Here is a 20183-nt window from a genome sequence, read left to right as displayed (position 1 = left end):
TTTAGTTGTTTACTCCTTCACGATAGCGCTGCGCAATATCGTTCAATACTGTTAATCCCATTCTCATTATCTTGATAGGTAGCAACTAGTGTCTTACAAGGAGAGAGTGTGAATAGCGTATTTTTAGCAATGGTGGTTTTCGCGCTGGTTGGAGCGGTGACTCCGGGGCCAGTCAACCTAATCGCAACTTCGACAGCGGCGCAATTTGGTAAATCCACTGCCGCTAAGCACGTTCTCGGTGCATCAGTTGCTTACGCGCTGGTGGTATTTATTACGGGTAATACGTTGAACAGTCTTGTCGAATGGCTACCGCGAATAGAGTTAGCTATGCAGATTGTTGGTAGTGCCTTTCTCAGCTATTTAGCTTACAAGATTTACACCGCGCCATTTGCCCGCTTGGATATCGAAGGTGAACGTCATTCTAGCTGGCTGAGCGGCGCATTGGTTCAGCTACTAAACCCTAAAGCGTGGTTGGTGGCGATGTCTGGCGTCAGCCTTTATGTAGTCGGGCAAAGTGAGCAGCAAGTTTGGTTATGGATGTACACATTAGTATCACTTATCGCGTGCTTAATCGGTGTAGGATTATGGGCTGTGGTCGGTACGATGTTTACCTGGCAGCTACAGGAGCAAAGAAAACAACTGTTCTTTAATCGTTCAATGGCTAGTATATTGTTAGCCTCAGTGCTAATGATTTGGCTTTGACAAGGAATGTCACAATGAAAAGAGATAACAGCGCTAGCTTTAAGCAAAACCAAGTTCTACCTTGGATTGAACTGAGAGTCGCTAATCGAAGTAGTGCCTGTTATGACGCTCATTCTCATGATGAGTTCTCTTTTGGAGTGATTCTCCAAGGCGCGGCAGACTATAAAAATCGCAATAAGTCCCATGTAATTAGTGTGGGGGACTTGGTCACGATTAACCCTTCCGATGTGCATGCATGTAACCCTGCGGCGGGCCTATGGTCATATAGTATGTTGTTCGCAAATGCGACAAAAATGGGCCAGTTACAGCGCGATATTTTGCGTGAGAATAACCTGCACATGCAGATGGATTACCAGGCATTCAATAATGACTTCGAGCGCAATGATGCGTTAAAAGCGCAATATCTGAACCTGTTTGATGTCTTGGAGAGTGAGCAATCAAGCTTAGACATTGAAACTTGCCTGTACAGCTTTGTTGAATCCAGTTTTCAAATAACCAGCCCGACAAGCCGACACAAGCAAGCAGAGCCGATTAAACGCGTTCGCGAAAAGCTGCTGGATGAAGTGACCGAGCACCATGAGTTAGAAAACCTAGCGGAAGAGGCGGGGATGAGCCGTTATCAGTTGCTGCGCGCGTTCAAAAACCAATACGGATTGCCACCATACGCCTACTTGATGGATGAAAAGATCAAACGCTCGAAAGTAATGCTAAAAGCGGGTGAGTCTCTGTCTGAGGTGGCACATAGCTTAGGTTTCTCCGACCAAGCGCACTTTCAACGTCAGTTTAAAAAGCGTTTGGCCGTGACTCCGAAATATTACCAATCGCACTTTGTTGGTGGCTAGCTTTCGGCGTTTAGCCTCTTGGTGTAATTAACCACACTATTTGCAACAAATTAGCGCTTATCTAAAGCCATTCAAAATGTATAATCATCAGTTCATTCTAGCCTATCGACGCGATGTTAAGGCTACTCAAACAATGGACTATTGATGAAACTACAAAAGATCGACAAGCAGTTATACCGTTCACGTTTAAACATTGTCATTGTCGCGTGTATCGCACTTTTGGCGGTATCAAGCCTTGCTATCTCTCAGGCGCTTATTTTCCTGTTTCCATCAGAGTCTGGCTCGCATTTCCACTGGAATTTATTGGGCGTGATTGTCAGCGCAATAGGCGTAGTGATGACGCTCATTAAGCTCAAAACACACTCCAAAATGCATGAAGTCGCTTACGTTTGGGATCTTAAACAGGCGTTAAACCTCATCTACCGTAAGAAGAGAAAGCTCGATGCCGCAGCAGAGCAGGGTAATGTCGATGCTATGCTCGCGCTTCAATTTAGCTATGACGGCTCTCGTCAACTTTGGCAATTGGACGACAACACCATCACTATGGATAGTTTGAATAAGGCTCAAGCTAAACTGGATGAGCTACTGGAAGAGTACGGTGTGACGTTAGATATTGAGAATTATGATTCGGCGATTCTTAAGGCGTTTTAGGCTGTCGTAGGTTAGATTCACGCTAACCATTTTCTTCCAACCCTTGTTTGATATGAATTCGCCTATATCAGGTTTTCTGCTTGCTGTTAGAAATCCCCCAACTCGGTCGTGCCTCCCTCTCGGGGATGACAGTGGCAAAGTTACCGTCATTCCATAGAGAGACGAAGGAGCGAGTTGGGAATCTTTTGAAAGATGTGAGACTTGCTTTAATCGCGGTGGTTAGAAAGGATGGTTAGAAAGTTGATTGCTGCTTTCTAGCATCTTCTCTGCAACGTAGCGGTGTGTCGCGGTCGTAGGGTGGGTTACATCCCAGAATACGAACTTCTCAGACCCCTCATAAGCACACTCAGAGCGTAGTGAATGGTTGTAGAGATAATCAGCCGCAGACGAACGGTTAATGTCCAAACATGCTTCACTCGCGTTAACAAAGCCATGCTCTTGCGGTGCAGAGGTTAACTCTTCAAACAAGGCATGAGTATCGTATAGCGTGATGCTATAACCCTGCATCGTGTAATACTCCACTTGTGATGTGATAAAGGTGTTCATCTCAACGATCTTTGCTCGGATCGCATTAATTTCCTCTTGGGTCGAATATTTAAACTGCGGAGCTCGCGTCGCATCCGGCAATGTCATTAAGAGTAAATTAGTTGCTCCTGCATCCGTTAGACGAATTAAAGCTTCGGCATAATCAGACTTCACTTCGGCCACACTACGGCCGTAGTTCATGAAATCGTTTAAGCCGAATTCTAATGTGAAGAGGGTGTTTTCTGGTCGGTAGTTCTTAGCTAACTTCGCGTAAGTTAAGTAAGAAGAAACCTGATCACCAACCCCAGTTAGAGCTATGTATTGGTTTTCACCCGCAGCGCCGCCAACCGCCCAGTTGTACAGAGGCAGTCCTTTGGCTTTAGCAATGTACTCTGTCCAAACAAATCCGTTTGAGAAATGACCTAAGAACCAGCTATTTGGATTAGGGAAGCGCCACTGCGAGGCATTAAAAATGTTACCTGTGTCAGAGAGGCTATCACCGAATGCGACCACTTTATTGATCTGCGATGGCTGCATCACAGGGTCATTGCTCCAAATTGTATGGTTGTAAGAGAAACGGTTATCAGCAGCAAAGAAGGTAATATCAGCGTTGTCGTTAGCAAGATCTAAGGTTTGCTCACAGCGCTGCTGAATAACACTTTGTGGTGTGTCGGTATAAAACATGTTTTTGAAAGAGACGGCACTCCACCAATACCCATCAATAGTGAAATAGCTACCATCAGGGTTTTCGGCCCATTCCCAGTCTGTCGCAGGTTCGTCTCTAGAGTAACTGGTTCGATACCAACAACGTACATAAGTATAGGTTTGATTGCTTCTCGCGCTCTCAACTAGTGCAGAGCTAACCATTTCTGGAGAGACGGAGGTTTCTGATGCGGTTGCAGTGAGTGGCAGCAAAGCACTCAATAAAATCATTGTTCTATTCATAATAGTCTCGTTATCAGTCGCAATAAATGAGAAATCCTCTCATCTAAAGGTCAGTTTCTGACTAAATACTCTAATATGTCAAATATCCATAGACTGAATGTTTCAGCTTTGGGTTGAAGGTCTACTTTCAATAGATTTAGTAAATGTCAACAAGTCCACTCATTTAGAATATCTACTCAGTTATGATGAAGTGTCTTGGTTGTTAAGTAATTGCTTTATAGGGGAAATGTAACGTTTCTATTGTTAACGGAAATTGTTGAGTCCGTAAAACATAAGGCGAACCAAGTGTTCGCCTTTTTCTTTGTTTATCAGGTATTTTTGAATTTGAACTGTGCTGTTTGAGCGGTCTTAGTTTAGTATTGAACTTAGTAGATAAGCACATGGAATTGATTTAATGCCCAATCTTAAGCGTAGCGCTGTTATTGCTCTTGCTGTTATATCCCTTGCTGGTTGTGGCTCTTTGCCAGAACAAGTAGTTCACTCAAACGAACCTGTGATCTTTGCAACCAGCACCTTGTCTCAACTCAGTGCTAAGTCTGAACCGAGTGAAGCAGCTGCAGAGGCCAGCTCTGTTGTGTTGCTAGAAAGCGGTTGGGATGCGCTTGCTCAAAGGCTCGCTTTAGTCGAGCTGGCCGAGCATACCATTGATATTCAATACTACATTTGGAACTCAGATGCATCGGGGTTGTACTTAGCCAATCGCTTATACGCCGCGGCGGACCGCGGAGTGAAAGTGCGCGTGATGCTTGATGACATTAACCTCAATGAGCGAGAAGATTTGCTAACGGCACTGGATGCGCATCCAAATATTGAGATTCGAGTGTTCAACCCCATTCCAACTCGGCGAGGCGTGACGAAATGGCTGAACTTCCTGGGTGATTTCTCTCGCCTAAATCGCCGTATGCACAATAAGTCATTTACCGTCGATGGGGCGTTTTCAATTGTCGGTGGACGCAACATTGGTGATGAGTACTTTGATCTTTCCGAGCAGATTAACTTTAAAGATCGTGATGTATTAGTCAGTGGCAATGCGGTGACGGATATCCAGTCTGGCTTTGTCGACTATTGGAACAGCCGTTGGGCGTACCCGGTCGAGCTGTTAGGGGGAGAGGTTGATACTTCATTGCCTACCTCCGATCAAATCGCGAAGCCGAGTTATGCAAACTATCCGCAGTTACCGGACAACAAAGTAGACTCTGCTCACTTGCTGACCGGAGTGATGCAGGGTGCTCATTGGGTAGAAGCGAACTATGTTTATGATGACCCCATTCCTCAAGAGGTCAGTGATACTGATACGCCAAAGCGTACTGCACAGTACTTATCTGAGTTAGTTGATACCGCAACAGATAGCGTGGTTATGGAATCTGCCTATTTGGTGTTTGATGACAATCAGTTAGAAGAGTGGCAAAAGCTTGAGCAAAGTGGCGTCGATGTTAAAGCGCTAACCAACTCAATGGCCTCTAATGATCTTGTGACTAACCATTCTGCGTATGCGGGTCGCAGGCAAGACATGCTAGAGCATGGCATTGATCTGTATGAACTCAAACCCGACAGCGAGCTATGCGTAGAGTCGACAAAAGATAGTAATAAGTGTGAGCCGTCTGTTGCTTATGGGCTCCATACTAAATCAGTTGTGATTGATGATCGTATTGCCTCTATTGGTTCGTTCAATTTTAATCTGCGCTCAACTTACTTGAATACCGAATCTATCCTTGTTATTCGTGATAAAGAGGTTGCTGAACTGCTAAACGTTAACATGGAGCACGCTTTGACTGATGCTAATAGCTGGCATTTAGAGTTAAAAGATGGCGATGTCTATTGGCTATCAGGAGGCAATGAATGGGATAAGGAGCCTGAAACAGGTAAGTGGCGTCGTATGCAGTCTGGATTCTTACAATTATTGCCAATTGAAAAATATCTATAAAAAGTTGAAATTAGCCCTTTACCTCAACTTAACTTGAGGTAATAGCATGTTCTCAGTTGCTTAAACGAATCAAAAATGAATAACCTAAGGAGAGCGCTATGATTCAACTAGAACATGTAAATTTGGTCGTAAAAGATATTCCAGAAATGCTCAAATTCTATCAAGCGGCGTTTCCCCATTGGTACGTGCGCGATGAAGGCCAAGGAGAGTGGTCGGGTAAGCCCCGTAACTGGCTCCATTTTGGTGATGAATACCAGTACATTGCGCTCAGCGATCACGGTGAAGGCGAAAATAGATATTTAGCAGGGCACCAGGTCGGACTCGCGCATTTTGCTTACGTGACACACAGTCTCGACTCAGTTATTGAAAGGCTGGTCGAAGCTGGGTTCCCGATTGCGAAAGATGGCGCAGAAGAGCCTTATCGTAAGAACATTTACTTTGTTGACCCAGCAGGGTTTGAAATCGAATTTGTCGAATACTTGAGCGATGATCCTAAGAAACGAAACTTAAGCAGTTAGTCGGTAATAAGTAAGAAGCGAACCAATCAGGCTCGCTTTTTCAATTTTTAGCTGTTCACTATGACTACTCTTGAGCCAAGGATTCTGCATCGCACACGACGTTGTAGACTAGGTCATTCAGTCGCTCGGGGCGCAAAATGTATTTGCTCGGTACTTGGAATCGACAAGCCATTATATTGTTGTACATTTCCCAGTGCTTAAGTAAGCACACTTCAATGTCATCGGTTTGATCGGCCCAAGTTTCTTTCATAAATGGCGTAAGGCTGGCAGCGCCGTGAGCAAACATCATCATTTGCCATTTTATCTCCCAGATTTTCACTGGTGTCTCTGGGTGATTTTCATTGTACTGCTCTGCTAGTCCCTGAACTAACTGCTCAATTTCACCTGAATTATCGATGAAGTAATCGAATAGGGCATCTTCTTGACGTACCGCATCAGCAATCAACTGGATCGGTTGTTTGCAATCAAGCATATGAGCGAGTAGACGAACGGAAAAGTGGTATAGCTTAACGCTAGAGCCGACACCTTCAGGCATATTCGCGATGATCGTGCGAATATACTTTTCCATGTAGAGGTGTAAGCCGTCACTGATCGAATACCAGATCTGCTCTTTGCTACCAAAGTGATGGCGAATAAGGCTGTGCGATACGCCTGCTTTTTCACTGATGTTTCGCAGAGAAACACGCTCATAGCCAAGCTCACAAAATAGCTCAGTTGCGACACGCATAATCTCACATTTGGTTCTCTCAGCGTCTTGAGCGCTTCGTCTGCCTTGCTTTCTTTCCGTCATAGTACCTAGTCAATTCGGTTCAACGCCTTCTTTCTACCAGAAAATCAGCATCATTTCATTAAAGAATCCGCTTAACGGTATAGCTACATAAAAATTATATTGTACAGGTGGAAAATAAATATTGATCTCACTCATATAATTAATATACTGCACGTATGTGTAATATAAGCAATGAACAGATCTCCAAAAGAATATGATCAATGGTGCGTTTCGTTGCTATCGGGTTATCCGTATTGGCGATTCCTGCGCGATTTAAAGAGATCTCGACTAAACCTGGCAGTGATACCAACAGCTACTCTGCCAGTGTGTCTATTGATCGCCCTAAGATAATGAACCTTCTTCCGGATATGACTGCGCAAGAAGCATTTTTTGGCTCAATGGCGATCACCATAATGGCAGGTTTAGGCTTTGCTACGGTGCTAACACTGATTGTTGTACCAGTATTATTCGCTATTTTTTTATCGAATCAAACCATCCACTGCCGGATAGTTCAAGGATTGAAACCGATTCGTTTAATGCCAGCCCGGATTTATTCCGGGCTTTTTTTTCATGTATTTAGGTCTGGAAAAGTCGACTGGATTTGATGATTTTTCACGGCGGAGAGAGTAAGATATTACTCTTCAATCTGCTTTCTAAACATTATCTTAAAAGCAGTGTGTTCAACACCTTCGCGTACTGAAATGCCACATTGAATTGCATAATAAAACTTTCTAGAAAGAACGAGTCGTATGACCAAAACTGAGTTTTTCGCGCATTACGTGCGTATGAATCGCAAATCGTATCTGCTTGCGATTGTATTTATCTTTCTTGTTAACTGGCTACAGGTCGAGATCCCTCATTACATTCAATTAGCGATTGATTTGATTGAAGACGCATCAGTAACAGGCCATGCACAGCTCAAAACCTACGTTGGTATTGTGGTCGCAATGTCGATTGCGATGGTGGTCGTGCGTATCTTATCTCGCATTTATGCATTGAACCCAGGTAGGATTACAGAAGCGGCACTCAAAAATACATTGCTTCAAAAGCTCAATCGCTTGCCGAGTAGCTTTCATCAGCAGTTTGCTTCTGGTCGCCTCATCTCAATTATCAATAATGACCTTAACGGAATTCGACTTCTATTCGGTGTCGGATTTTTGCAGTTTTTTAATGCCTTGTTAGCACTGTCATTAACCCCTCTGTATATGTGGCACATCTCTCCTGAGCTGACTTTGTATTCAGTTATTCCCATCTCAATTGCCTTCGTCATATTTCGAGTGGGTTTTACGCGCATGAAAACTTTGCACCTAGAGCACATGAGTCGACTGCAAAACTTGTCAGCTCAAATGATGAATTACTTGTCAGGTATCGACTTGATTAAGAGCCAGACCATGTCTCCTTGGGTGAAAGCTGAGATAGAAAAGCTTAATCAACAATTACTCCGTTGCCGCATGAGAATCATGCGTATACAAGTCTACTTTATGCCGGTGTTGGATTACGCTAATGACTTAATGAAGATTATTATTCTAGGTCTAGGCGGATACATGCTGATGGCGCAAGAACTCACACTGGGCGAGATAACGGCATTTTTAACCTATTCAGTGTTACTTGCTATGCCATTAATGCAGTTGGGCCGTATTGCGACTATTTACCAGCGAGGGATTGTTGGTATTCAAAGCGCTCAAACAATCTTGAATGCTGAAATGCCTGAGTTAGATGAAATTAAACTCTCTCAGCCTGAAGTTGATCAGCTCATGGGGAAAACTATCTCCGTCCGTAATTTGAGTTTTAAATATGATTCAGATGAAGAAAATGTTTTGTCCAATGTTAGCTTTGATATTCCGAAAGGGAAGAAAGTCGGGGTGCTGGGAGGGATCGGTGCGGGTAAAACGACGCTGGTTAACTGCCTAAACCATCATCTAGAGGTGCCCGCAGGAAGTATTTTTATTGGCGATAGAGACATTACCTCTTTTTCTCGTTCAGACTTGCGTCGCTATATCAAAACAGTAACCCAAGATCCGTACTTGTTTTCAGCAACGGTTGAAGACAACATCCGCTTTGGTAGCCAGAGTGAGGTAGCAAAAGCGCAAGTCGATGAAGTATTAGAACTCAGTCAGCTGGCCGGTGATGTGTCTCGTTTTGAACATGGTGACCAAACCCTAGTGGGTGAAAAAGGGATTATGCTGTCAGGCGGCCAAAAGCAAAGGCTTAGTATCGCGCGTGCGCTTCTAGAACCAGCAGAGTTGATCATTATGGATAACGTACTCTCTGCAGTGGATTACGAAACAGAGAGAAAAATCTTAGAGAATCTATTCGACCATTTAGGCGACAAGTCAGTTTTGGTTGTGTCTCATCGCGTCAATGCGCTTGAATATATGGATGAGATTGTTGTTTTAAATAACGGTGAAGTGATTGCGCGAGGGGATCATCAAACGTTACTAAAAACGTGTGATTACTATCTAGAAACTTGGCAACTTCAACAAAATGAGACAGAGGCAGCAGCATGTTAAAGGGTGTCGACGTCAAATACCTTAAGCACTTCTTTAAGTTTGCTAAGAAGTATAAAAAGTCAGCGATTTTAGGCATCGCAATGTTGCCGCTCACTGTGCTGACGAGTTTATTGTTTCCTTGGTTGATCATCCAAATAATCGATGTTCACCTCAGTCAAGGAGACATGGGAGGCTTGCTTGAATATGTTTCGTATTTAGTCGCGGTTCTGGTGATGAGTTACGTTGTTGATACGACTTACTCATACAACTTACGAAAAACGGGGCAAAATACCGTGACTGACATGCGCAGTGTCCTCTTTGATCGCGTATTAAAGTTACCACGCAGTTACTTTGATAGTACGCCTATTGGTGTCACGCTGTCTCGGCTAACAAGTGACTTAGAAACCATCGGAGAGACGTTTGTCCAATCGGTTGTGGGCTTAGTGAAGGATACGTTGAACACCATTGCCTTGCTGGTGATGATGTTTTTAATCGATTGGCAGCTGACCCTGATTGTATTAATTGTCATGCCGCCAGTGATGTATTTAACGGTATACGTGAGAAATCGATTACGAGAGCTGTATCTATTGACTCGATCTGCATTAGCAAGGGGCGTTGGCTTTTTACAGGAAGTCCTGTTTGGCATGAAAACCGTTCAAATGTATCGAGCAGAAAAACAAGTAGAAGAGAAGTTTAAAAGCTACACGGATGAGTTTTTACATGCGCAGAAAAAGATCAACAAATATGATGCGATTCTGTTTTCGTTTATCTCTGGTATCACCTCGGTAACGATCGCTCTACTGATTTGGTATGGTTCAGAGCAAGTAATTGAAGGTGCTTTGACTCTTGGTGTTCTGATTGCTTTTATCAACACACTGGAAAAAGTCTTTGTCCCGATACGCGACTTCACCTCCCAAATTGCCTCAATACAAAGCTCATTCGCTGCGTTTGACCATATTGAAGAGCTTTTCGCTCAACCGACAGAGGAAGAAGGGCGTGAGCTATTGCCAACTAAGGAAGTGAAACACCAACTAACACAGTTCGAAAGATTGGAGTTTCGTAATGTGAGTTTCCGCTACAAGAATGATGCCCCCTATGTATTAAATAATGTCTCCTTTGTACTCGAAAAAGGTCATCAAATTGCGCTGGTTGGTTCAACAGGTTCTGGGAAGTCGACAATACTTCGGTTGATCTCTAGGACTTATCTAAACTACGAAGGCAGCATCCTATTAAACGGTATTGAGTTGTCTGAAATTGCCGTAGAGGACTCCATGCACCTGTTTTCGTTAATGATGCAAGAGGTGCACTTATTTGAAGAGAGTATCGAGTTTAACATTGCTTTAGGTAAACCCGAGATTGAAAGTAAGGATGTTGAGCAGTCGGCTGAATATGTGTACGCAAATCGGTTTATCGATAAGCTCCCTGGGCGATATGATTTCAAAATCGAAAAGAATGGCTCGAACCTGTCAGTAGGGCAAACTCAGCTGATTTCATTTGCTCGTGCCGTTGCACAAGGTGGCCAGGTTATGATGTTAGATGAGGCGACGAGTTCGGTCGACTCCATCACTGAGTCCCTTATTCAACAAGCGATGCAGCGATTGTTTAATGATAAGACAGTTATCGCAATTGCTCACAGGTTGAGTACTGTAAGGCACTCTGACATGATACTCGTGTTGGAAAAGGGTGAGATCGTCGAGCGAGGAAATCATAAACAGCTGCTGGCCCATAATGGCTTGTACGCGGGCCTGTTAAACGACACTATCAAGTCGCCGACTCAAAATATCGAAACCGCAAATCCATAACGTAATAGCTAACTTAGCGACAAATCTAAAAAACACGTCAGTCCGGATCAGTTCCGGGCTTTTTTATATCTTTAAAACTTGAGTGTTAGCCTAATATTTAGCACGGATAAATAGAGAGGAATATATAGTGTGTATTTCTCCTTTAATAATCATTTATACAATAGTATAAATAGAAAATATTTAACGAACCATTGTTAATCATAATCTTATAAATCATGTGTTTATATCCTGTCTGAACTATTACCTCGATCTAATACTAAGGTTTAATCCGTATTGATAACATACCTACTAAATTTGATTAGGTTATGGAAAATTGCTAATTGATATTTTACGTAACGGAATTTTTATGCAACTTTAGTGGGGTTTTAAATTACTTGTTTTTTAACAATAACTTACATCTTAATGATTAAGTTGTAGATTAAAAAATGGCCAGTGAAAACATGCACTTAAACATAGTTAACATTAATATAACATTTCATTCCATATGAGACTTCGTTCAACTTTACGAACTAATTTTTAGAAAATATTTGAAGTGTAATAATTAAGGATTAATTTTAATAATTAAAGGGCGCAAGGAAGCCTTATTTGATTTCTATTTTATTTTAGTTTTTACGTATTGAGTTACGTATAAATTAGAAACTATCAATTTATATTTGTTTCTTGTTAGGAATGGAGTCCATTAATGAAGAAAATTGCTTTGATCACGGGTTCGAAAGGTGGGATAGGTTCCGCTATTTCGGAGCAGTTAGTGAATGACGGATATCGAGTCGTAGCGACGTACTTTACTGGTAATTACGAATGCGCTTTAAATTGGTTTAATGAGAAGCAATTTAATGAACAGCAAGTACGTTTGTTTGAACTGGATGTGACTAATACAGAGCAGTGTGCAAAGCGACTGGCGGTTTTGCTTGAAGAAGAAGGTACGGTTGACGTTATCGTCAATAATGCAGGCATCACTCGTGACGGTACGTTTAAAAAGATGCAAGCATCAGCGTGGAAAGAAGTGATTGAAACAAATCTCAATAGTGTATTTAACGTTACTCAGCCGTTGTTTGCCGCTATGTGTGAAAAGGGCAACGGTCGAGTCATCAACATCTCATCGGTTAATGGACTTAAAGGGCAGTTTGGGCAAACCAACTACTCAGCAGCGAAAGCAGGCATGATTGGCTTTTCTAAAGCACTTGCTGCAGAAGGTGCACGTAGTGGTGTAACCGTAAACGTTGTTGCACCGGGTTATACAGGTACGCCAATGGTGGAAGCGATGAAACCTGAAGTTTTAGACTCCATCAAAGCTCAAATTCCAATGGGTCGTCTTGCAACTCCAGCTGAAATTGCAAAATCGGTCTCTTTCCTAGTTAGTGATGCAGGTGCGTACATTACAGGGGAAACACTCTCTGTAAATGGCGGCTTATACATGCATTAAAAGGAGTTTGATCATGGAAAAAGCATTCATTGTAGCGGCAAAACGTACACCGATTGGTTCATTTGGTGGGACTCTAAAAGACATTTCTTCTGGCAACTTAGCGTCAATTGCAATTAAAGGTGCGCTGTCTGAAGGTTGTGTTGACGTGAACCTCGTTGATGAGGTCATCGTTGGTAATGTGATTAGTGCAGGCCAAGGGATGGGAATTGGTAGGCAGGCGTCTCTCTATGCGGGAATTCCTAATGAAGTGCCAGCATACTCTATCAATATGGTTTGTGGCAGCGGTATGAAATCGGTGATGGATGCCGCGAGTCACATTAAAGCTGGAGACGCTAACATCGTTGTCGCTGCAGGTGTTGAGGTGATGTCGCAAATCCCATTTACTATCCCTTCTGGTATTCGTGATGGCCACAAGATGGGCAATTTGAATCTGACAGATTTGCTGATCAATGATGGTCTGACGGATGTGTATAACCAATATCATATGGGTGTTACGGCTGAAAACATCGCGAAAGTCGTAGACCTTAGTCGTGAACAGCAAGATGAATACGCGTTAGGTAGTCAACTTAAGGCTGTATCAGCGATTGAAGCTGGAAAATTTAAGCAAGAGATTGTGGCTGTCGATGTAAAAAAACGCCGCGAAACCGTTGTCTTTGATACGGATGAATATCCAAAAGCGGAAGCAACACTAAGTGGATTGGCAAAGCTACGACCTGCGTTTGATCGTGAAGGTACGGTGACGGCAGGGAATGCTTCGGGCCTAAATGATGGTGCGAGTGCGGTTATTGTTGCCAGTGAATCAGCGGTTAAAAAACATGGGCTAAAACCTATTGCAGAAATCGTGAGTTATGGCCAGTCAGGCCTAGAGCCGGAGCTAATGGGGCTCGGTCCTGTAGAAGCAGTGAGCATTGCACTTGATAAAGCTGGTCTAACTATTGAAGACCTCGATTTGTTCGAACTAAATGAAGCGTTTGCAGCGCAAGCTCTCGGCGTTATCCATAAACTTGCGGATAAACACCAAGTATCGATTTCAACCATCTTAGATAAAGCCAACGTAAACGGTGGGGCAATTGCTTTAGGCCATCCACTCGGAGCGTCTGGTAACCGAATTCTTGTATCACTCATCCATGAACTCAACCGCCGAGGTGACCAATACGGTGTGGCGTCTCTATGTGTTGGTGGTGGTATGGGTACCGCGCTAATCATCAAATCAACCCTGTAATTATTAAATGGAATTAACCCAGGAGTAATACTTATGTACACAGATTTTTTTAAAACATTTAGCGATCAAACTGAAAAAAGCCTAGAACCATACCTAAAGTTCAACAAGCTAGTGACTAAGAATGTTGAAGTATTAACTGAGCTTCAGCTTAACGCGATGCGTACATACAGCGAAATGGGCTTAGCTCAAATGAAAGCGGCTAGCGAAATCAAAGATGTAACGTCTTTGACCGCGTTTAACAGCCAACAGCTAAGTGTTCTTACTAAGTTGTCTCAGCAAATGATGGACGATAGCAACAAGCTTCAAGCCGTTGCTAAAGAGTTCAAAGACGATGTGGAACAGATGACGACGGAAAACCTTAAGACAGTGACTCCCGCATAACACTGCCTATACTAGCCGTCGAAAGGCGGCATTTTTTCCGATCGTAGGAGTCAGACCATGTTACAAAACTTCTTTTCGGACTACCTTGTTAAGCTCCAAGAAACCAATCAAAAGTGGTGGGAAGATCTAGAACTCAGCAGGGCAGCCGCAAATACTCCTCTTAATAAAGCAATGCAAGAGGTGAACCTCGAAGACACCGTTAAGTTGTTAGAGGGCGCAGCCAACCAACCGGCAGCAATGCTTAAAATCCAAGCCGATTGGTGGCAGCAACAATTACAGATTTGGCAAAGTGTTGCTCTGAGCGCAAATACTGAGGATGTCATTAAGGCAGAGAAAGGCGATAAGCGCTTTACTCACGAAGAATGGCAACAAGATATTTTCTTCAACTTTATCAAACAATCTTACCTGCTTTTTAGTAAAACCTACCTTGAGACTATCGATAGTATTGAAGGTATCGACGAAAAGGCCAAAGAACGTATCAGCTTTTTCTCGCGTCAGGCTATTAACGCACTCTCTCCAAGTAACTACATCGCGACCAACCCAGAGCTGCTAAAGCTGACACTTGAGCAAAATGGTCAGAACTTGTTGGCAGGTCTAGAGCAGTTGAAAGAAGATGCGGAGTCTAGCGCCGATATTCTTAAAATTCGTATGACCAACAACAATGCTTTCCGCATTGGTGAAGACGTTGCTAACACCGCGGGTGATATAGTGTTTAAGAATGAGTTGTTTGAGTTAATTCAATACCGACCACTGACCGAGCATGTTAACTCAACACCTTTGATGATCGTGCCACCATTCATTAATAAGTACTACATTCTAGATTTGCGTGAAAAGAACTCGATGGTGCGCTGGTTACTAGAGCAAGGTCACTCAGTATTTATGATCTCTTGGCGTAACCCAGGGGCTGAGCAGCGTGATGTTGAGTTTGGTGATTATGTAACTGAAGGTGTTGCCAAGGCTGTTTCAGCAATTGAAGAAATTACCGGTCAAGATCAAGTTAATGCGGCAGGTTACTGCATTGGAGGTACTGTGCTTGCGAGTACCATTGCGTACTACGCAGCGAAGCGTATGAAAAAGCGTATCAAAAGTGCATCATTCTTTACGACATTGCTTGATTTCTCTCAGCCAGGTGAAGTTGGCGCATACATCAACGACACCATACTCACAGCTATTGAAGCTCAGAATGATGCCAAAGGTTACATGGATGGTCGTTCGCTCAGCGTGACGTTCAGCTTGCTGCGCGAGAACAGTCTGTACTGGAACTATTATGTTGATAATTACTTGAAGGGTAATAGCCCGGTTGATTTCGACCTGCTTTACTGGAACAGTGACAGCACAAACGTGGCAGCGAAAACACACAATTTCATGCTTCGAGAGTTGTATTTGAACAACAAACTAGTTCAGGACAAAGGGGTTAAAATCGGTGGCGTTTGGATTGATCTAAACAAGATTAAAATCCCTAGCTACTTTGTTTCGACCAAAGAAGACCACATTGCTCTTTGGCAAGGGACGTACCGCGGAGCTCTTAACGTGGGTGGCAACAAGACGTTTGTTCTTGGTGAATCAGGCCATATCGCAGGTATCGTGAATCATCCTGACAAAGAGAAATATGGTTATTGGACAAGCGACACACTAGATGAAAGTGCTGATGAATGGTTGGCTAACGCGAATCATACAGAAGGCTCTTGGTGGAAACATTGGCATCAGTGGCTAATGGCTTTCAATGCTGACGAACAAGTTACGCCTTTCGCGGTAGGTAGTGAGCAGTTCCCTGTATTGGGTCCAGCTCCTGGCAACTATGTGAAGCAAGTTCTGCCGATAAGCTCAGAATAACTGTGTAACTAAGTAAAACACGACAAGGCTTTCAAACTCTGTTTGGAAGCCTTTTTTATTTGTAATGTTTCATGGGATCTGTTTATTTATTTGTAACAAATAAACGCGAGGGTGAAGGGATGAAAACGATAGGGATCATTGGCGGTATGAGTTGGGAGTCTACTGCTGAATATTATAAGCAGCTCAACGAGGGCGTAAAACAGCACAAAGGCGGACTACATTCGGCGAAGATCATCCTCAATAGTGTCGATTTTGCAGAGGTAGAACTGCTGCAGCGTAGCGGAGAGTGGGACAAAAGTGCCGTATTGTTGTGCGATGCCGCTCAGTCAGTCGAACGAGCGGGCGCAGACTTCGTTTTGATTGCGACCAACACCATGCATAAGGTTGCCGAACAAGTGCAAGAAGCGATATCAATCCCTCTGCTTCATATTGCTGATACTACCGGTGACGAGCTAGTTAAGAAGGGCATTACCAAAGTGGGGCTGCTAGGAACCGCGTTTACAATGGAAGAAGCCTTTTACAAACAACGCTTAAGTGAAAACTTTGGGATTGAAGTCGTTGTGCCAAACGGTGTGCAGAGAAAGTTGGTACATGATGTTATTTACAACGAACTGTGTCTGGGTAAGGTAAACCGTCGTTCGAAAGATGATTTTCATACTATCATCAGTGATCTTGCCGAAAATGGTGCACAAGGTGTGATTCTAGGTTGTACAGAGATTGGATTGTTAGTCTCACAAGATGAAACGGAGACACCACTATTTGATACAGTTGAGATTCATGCTTTAGCCGCAGTCCAGGAGGCGGTGAGTTAATGAATCGCAATGTATGGCTATTGTCTCTCTGTCAAGCTCTGTTGATGACGGGCAATATACTCCTTATCTCGGTGATTGGTCTCGTCGGCAAAGCGATAGCACCCATCTTAAGTCTGATCACCTTGCCAGTCGCTTTACAGTTTTTAGGCTTAATGAGTGCCACGATTCCTGCTTCATTGATTATGGGGAAACTCGGTCGACGAAAGGGATTTAGCATAGGTAATCTTATTGGTATCGCGGGGGCTAGCGTTTCGACTTATGCGCTCTCTCAAGAGATATTTTACCTGTTTTGTGTCGGTACATTCCTGCTAGGGGTAGGCATCGGCTTTGGCACACTTTACCGATTCGCGGCGATAGAAGTTTGTGACGAAAGCGCAAGGCATAGGGCGATTTCGATTTCTATGGCTGGTGGCCTATTAGCAGCGATGCTTGGACCTAATTTGGCGATCTATTCGCAGCAGTGGTCGGCTGATGGCTTGTATGTTGGTGCATTTATGGCATTAATTGCTTTGAATATTCTAGCTTTGTGCTTGCTTCAGACGATTCAGTTTCCGCCGAGCCACCAAAACCAAGAGCATACTCAAACAGAGCCATTGTTAGACATTATCAAAGCGCCCAATTTTATGTTGGCAGTATTCGCAGCAATGGTGGCGTATGCGGTGATGAACATTCTGATGACTGCAACGCCTTTGGCTATGATTGGTTGCGGATTTGATTTTGAAAAAGCGGCAGGGGTGATTGAATGGCATGTATTGGGTATGTTCGTTCCTGCGTTTTTTACCGGGCGTTTGATTGAACACTTTGGTGCAAAGAACATGATCATATCTGGTGGCATACTGTTTGTGCTATGCATTGCCATCAACATTCACGGACAATCAATCTGGCACTTCAGTTTGGCTCTTATTCTACTCGGTGTAGGTTGGAACTTTATGTTTATCGCAGCGACAGGACTATTTAGTCAGTCTTACTCGCCACGTAACAAATCTAAAGCACAAGCTTTCAATGAATTCTTTGTCTTCAGTTGCGTAACCGTAACAGCGCTCCTATCAGGCTGGCTTGAATCTACAGTTGGATGGGAGATGATGAATATCTACGTGTTGCCGTTTGTATTAGCCGTGTTAGCCCTGTTTGGCGTAAACACATACAAAACACGACAATCTATCGCTTAGGTAAGAAATGTTATTGCTTTATCAAATAAAGGGCTACACGTAGCAGCCCTTATGCTTTTATTGAATTCATTCTGAGAGGAGGTTATTTAAGATTGTGTTGAATGAGCTCAATAAGTTCGTTTTCAGTTTCCGGCATTTTCTTTAGATCTACAGCACATGATGCGCCACCCTTGAGCATATAAGCGCTGGTTGTGCAGTGATCATGGTGAAACCACCTTCCATCAATACAAACATCTGTATAACAGCGAGGGTCTTGTTTCAATTCCATAACTTAATCCTTTGTTAAAAAGCTATTAACATACTATCAACATAGCCTTGTTTTAAATATAGTTAATTGATTTAGATCTATTTTACTTGGCCTATATACCAAGGTAGTAGTGATACTGACCACAAGTTGTGGCGATAAAAAAGGGGGAGCGAACGCCCCCCAAGTGCAGTGTTTGTGCTGGTTACGCTTGTGCGTATAGATAAGTACGGTATCCGCCAATAAGGTTTTTAGCTTTATAACCGTTGTTAACCAATTGTCTGTAGGCAACGTTACCGCGTAACCCAACTTGACAATAGATTAGGATCTCCTTGTCTTTTGGTAGTTCGTCCATACGGTGTCGCAATTGGTCTACAGGAATGTTGATCGCATCTTTGATAAAGCCAACATTTTCAAGTTCGCCAGGGTTACGTACATCGAGCAGGACTTGCTCTTCAGTTAGTGAGTCCATTTCATCAAAGTGAATCGGAGTGGCGTCACCCTTAATGATGTTGTTTGCCACAAAGGCTGCTTGGTTGATCACATCTTTAGCACTGCCATACGGCGGCGCGTAAGTGAGCTCAAGGTGTTGAAGCTGCTCGACAGTCATGCCCGCACGTTGTGCAACAGCCATTACATCAATTCTTTTATCGACACCGTCTTTACCCACTGCTTGAGCACCGAAGATCTTGCCTGTTTTTGGATCGAACAACATCTTGAATGAGACAATCTCAGCGCCTGGGTAGTAACTTGCATGGCTTGCGGTATGAACGTAGACCTTTTCGTACTCAACACCATCACGTTTAAGTTGTTTCTCGTTTTTGCCCGTTGAAGCAACCGCGAGGTCAAATATCTTACAGATAGCGGTGCCTTGTGTACCTTGATAGGTTTCACTGCGTCCAAGCATATTATCGGCAGCCATGCGACCTTGACGGTTAGCAGGGCCAGCAAGCGGAACCAAAGTTTGTGCACCTGTGACAAAGTCTTTTTCTTCGACCGCATCACCCACAGCGTAAATGCTAGGATCGCTGGTCTGCATCATTTCATTGGTGTAGATACCACCGAGCTCACCAACTTGAAGCCCTGCTTCTTTTGCCAACTTAGTCTCAGGGCGCACACCGATAGCCATGATTAAGATGTCAGTAGTTAGTGACTCACCATTGCTTAGAGTAAGATTGAGTTCACCTTCAATATGCTGGTGTTCGGTATCTTCACCAGAGCCGATGTTGGCTATATGCTCGTTCGGCACGTACTCGATAGCTTGAAGAGCAACGCCTAGTTTAAGGTCAATACCTTTTTGACGAATTTCAGCGTGAGCAAAGCCCGCCATTTCACGGTCGACAGGTGTCATCACCTGATCGGCCATCTCAATTAGCGTGGTTTTAATTCCCAATTGATGGAAGGCTTCCATCATTTCTAGACCGATGAATCCACCACCGACAACCGTTGCGTGCTCTGGCTTGTTCATCTGGATCGTTTGAATGATACGATCCATGTCTGGGATGTTACGCAGCGAATGGGTTAGTGGGTTATCAATACCAGGGATTGGCGGTACGATAGGGCCTGCGCCAGGGCTAAGGAGTAAGAAGTCGTAGCTTTCAGTATACTCGCTATTATCCAATAGGTTCTTAACATTAACCTGCTTGTTGTGTCGATCAATGGATATGACTTCGTTCATAACACGAACATCAACGTTAAATCGAGCTAAGAAGCTTTCTGGAGTTTGCAAGAGGAGCTTACTTCTATCCTTAATGTCACCACCTATGTGGTATGGCAAGCCGCAATTGGCGAACGAGACGAAACTTCCTCTTTCGAACATGATGATTTCTGCATCTTCACTCAAGCGACGAGCACGTGCTGCGGCTGATGCTCCACCAGCAACGCCACCAACAATAAGAATCTTTGTCATTACCTAACTCCAAATTTAATCGA

At 43.5% G+C, this 20183-nt stretch carries 18 protein-coding genes; 14 read left to right on the top strand and 4 right to left on the bottom strand.

Annotation, left to right across the window (positions count from 1 at the left end):
- The first annotated feature begins 108 nt into the window (after window positions 1-108).
- The 3 genes from ACU01J_RS14530 to ACU01J_RS14520 all read left to right on the top strand — a co-directional run bounded on the left by ACU01J_RS14530 (window position 109) and on the right by ACU01J_RS14520 (window position 2195).
- Window positions 109-702 carry a LysE family translocator gene (locus ACU01J_RS14530; protein WP_481086348.1) on the top strand — a complete coding sequence of 198 codons (594 nt, stop codon included), beginning with the start codon at window positions 109-111 and terminating at the stop codon, window positions 700-702.
- A gap of 14 nt (window positions 703-716) precedes the next feature.
- Window positions 717-1544, top strand: a complete 828-nt coding sequence (locus ACU01J_RS14525; protein ID WP_481086347.1) for an AraC family transcriptional regulator — start codon at window positions 717-719, stop codon at window positions 1542-1544.
- A gap of 144 nt (window positions 1545-1688) precedes the next feature.
- Complete coding sequence (locus tag ACU01J_RS14520; RefSeq protein ID WP_481086346.1) at window positions 1689-2195, top strand: DUF3087 domain-containing protein; 507 nt, start codon at window positions 1689-1691, stop codon at window positions 2193-2195.
- Window positions 2196-2414: 219 nt separating this feature from the next.
- Here the strand turns inward: ACU01J_RS14520 and ACU01J_RS14515 are convergent, their stop codons facing one another.
- Window positions 2415-3665 carry an SGNH/GDSL hydrolase family protein gene (locus tag ACU01J_RS14515; RefSeq protein WP_481086345.1) on the bottom strand — a complete coding sequence of 417 codons (1251 nt, stop codon included), beginning with the start codon at window positions 3663-3665 and terminating at the stop codon, window positions 2415-2417.
- A gap of 394 nt (window positions 3666-4059) precedes the next feature.
- Between ACU01J_RS14515 and ACU01J_RS14510 the strand changes: the two genes are divergently transcribed.
- Entirely contained in the window at window positions 4060-5589 is a 1530-nt protein-coding gene (locus ACU01J_RS14510) for a phospholipase D family protein (protein WP_481086344.1), read from the top strand.
- Between the two features lie 98 nt (window positions 5590-5687).
- A complete protein-coding gene (locus tag ACU01J_RS14505) occupies window positions 5688-6107 on the top strand; it encodes a VOC family protein (protein WP_481086343.1) in 420 nt (139 codons plus the stop codon).
- A 64-nt stretch (window positions 6108-6171) separates the two neighbouring features.
- Here ACU01J_RS14505 and ACU01J_RS14500 read toward each other — a convergent pair whose 3' ends face one another.
- The gene (locus ACU01J_RS14500; protein WP_481086342.1) at window positions 6172-6897 is read right to left on the bottom strand and encodes a TetR/AcrR family transcriptional regulator; all 726 of its coding nucleotides are present in this window, start codon (window positions 6895-6897) and stop codon (window positions 6172-6174) included.
- A gap of 200 nt (window positions 6898-7097) precedes the next feature.
- Between ACU01J_RS14500 and ACU01J_RS14495 the strand changes: the two genes are divergently transcribed.
- The 9 genes from ACU01J_RS14495 to ACU01J_RS14455 all read left to right on the top strand — a co-directional run bounded on the left by ACU01J_RS14495 (window position 7098) and on the right by ACU01J_RS14455 (window position 18007).
- A complete protein-coding gene (locus ACU01J_RS14495; protein WP_481086380.1) occupies window positions 7098-7481 on the top strand; it encodes a hypothetical protein in 384 nt (127 codons plus the stop codon).
- A gap of 144 nt (window positions 7482-7625) precedes the next feature.
- Window positions 7626-9386, top strand: coding sequence for an ABC transporter ATP-binding protein (locus tag ACU01J_RS14490; protein ID WP_481086341.1), 1761 nt, complete (start codon window positions 7626-7628; stop codon window positions 9384-9386).
- Window positions 9380-11167 (top strand): ABC transporter ATP-binding protein, encoded by a 1788-nt coding sequence (locus ACU01J_RS14485; RefSeq protein ID WP_481086340.1) that lies wholly within the window; start codon window positions 9380-9382, stop codon window positions 11165-11167. Before ACU01J_RS14490 ends, ACU01J_RS14485 begins: the two co-directional genes overlap by 7 nt.
- 682 nt (window positions 11168-11849) lie before the next feature.
- Window positions 11850-12590: an SDR family oxidoreductase gene (locus ACU01J_RS14480; RefSeq protein ID WP_481086339.1), complete on the top strand. Its 741-nt coding sequence runs from the start codon at window positions 11850-11852 to the stop codon at window positions 12588-12590.
- Window positions 12591-12603: 13 nt separating this feature from the next.
- A complete protein-coding gene (locus ACU01J_RS14475) occupies window positions 12604-13812 on the top strand; it encodes an acetyl-CoA C-acetyltransferase (RefSeq protein WP_481086338.1) in 1209 nt (402 codons plus the stop codon).
- Between the two features lie 33 nt (window positions 13813-13845).
- A complete protein-coding gene (locus ACU01J_RS14470) occupies window positions 13846-14193 on the top strand; it encodes a phasin family protein (RefSeq protein WP_053439070.1) in 348 nt (115 codons plus the stop codon).
- A gap of 57 nt (window positions 14194-14250) precedes the next feature.
- Complete coding sequence (gene phaC / locus ACU01J_RS14465; protein ID WP_481086337.1) at window positions 14251-16026, top strand: class I poly(R)-hydroxyalkanoic acid synthase; 1776 nt, start codon at window positions 14251-14253, stop codon at window positions 16024-16026.
- 119 nt (window positions 16027-16145) lie between these two features.
- Window positions 16146-16838 carry an aspartate/glutamate racemase family protein gene (locus ACU01J_RS14460; protein WP_481086336.1) on the top strand — a complete coding sequence of 231 codons (693 nt, stop codon included), beginning with the start codon at window positions 16146-16148 and terminating at the stop codon, window positions 16836-16838.
- A complete protein-coding gene (locus tag ACU01J_RS14455) occupies window positions 16838-18007 on the top strand; it encodes an MFS transporter (protein ID WP_481086335.1) in 1170 nt (389 codons plus the stop codon). Before ACU01J_RS14460 ends, ACU01J_RS14455 begins: the two co-directional genes overlap by 1 nt.
- An 82-nt stretch (window positions 18008-18089) precedes the next feature.
- Here ACU01J_RS14455 and ACU01J_RS14450 read toward each other — a convergent pair whose 3' ends face one another.
- Both ACU01J_RS14450 and ACU01J_RS14445 read right to left on the bottom strand, forming a co-directional pair.
- Window positions 18090-18275 carry a hypothetical protein gene (locus ACU01J_RS14450; protein ID WP_481086334.1) on the bottom strand — a complete coding sequence of 62 codons (186 nt, stop codon included), beginning with the start codon at window positions 18273-18275 and terminating at the stop codon, window positions 18090-18092.
- A 181-nt stretch (window positions 18276-18456) separates the two neighbouring features.
- Entirely contained in the window at window positions 18457-20160 is a 1704-nt protein-coding gene (locus ACU01J_RS14445; protein ID WP_481086333.1) for an FAD-dependent oxidoreductase, read from the bottom strand.
- Window positions 20161-20183 lie beyond the last annotated feature (23 nt).

The sequence above is a fragment of the Vibrio sp. 2433-A1 genome, from assembly GCF_056726085.1.
Note: the sequence above shows the minus strand (reverse complement) of the source record. Positions and strands in the feature narration are given on the sequence as shown.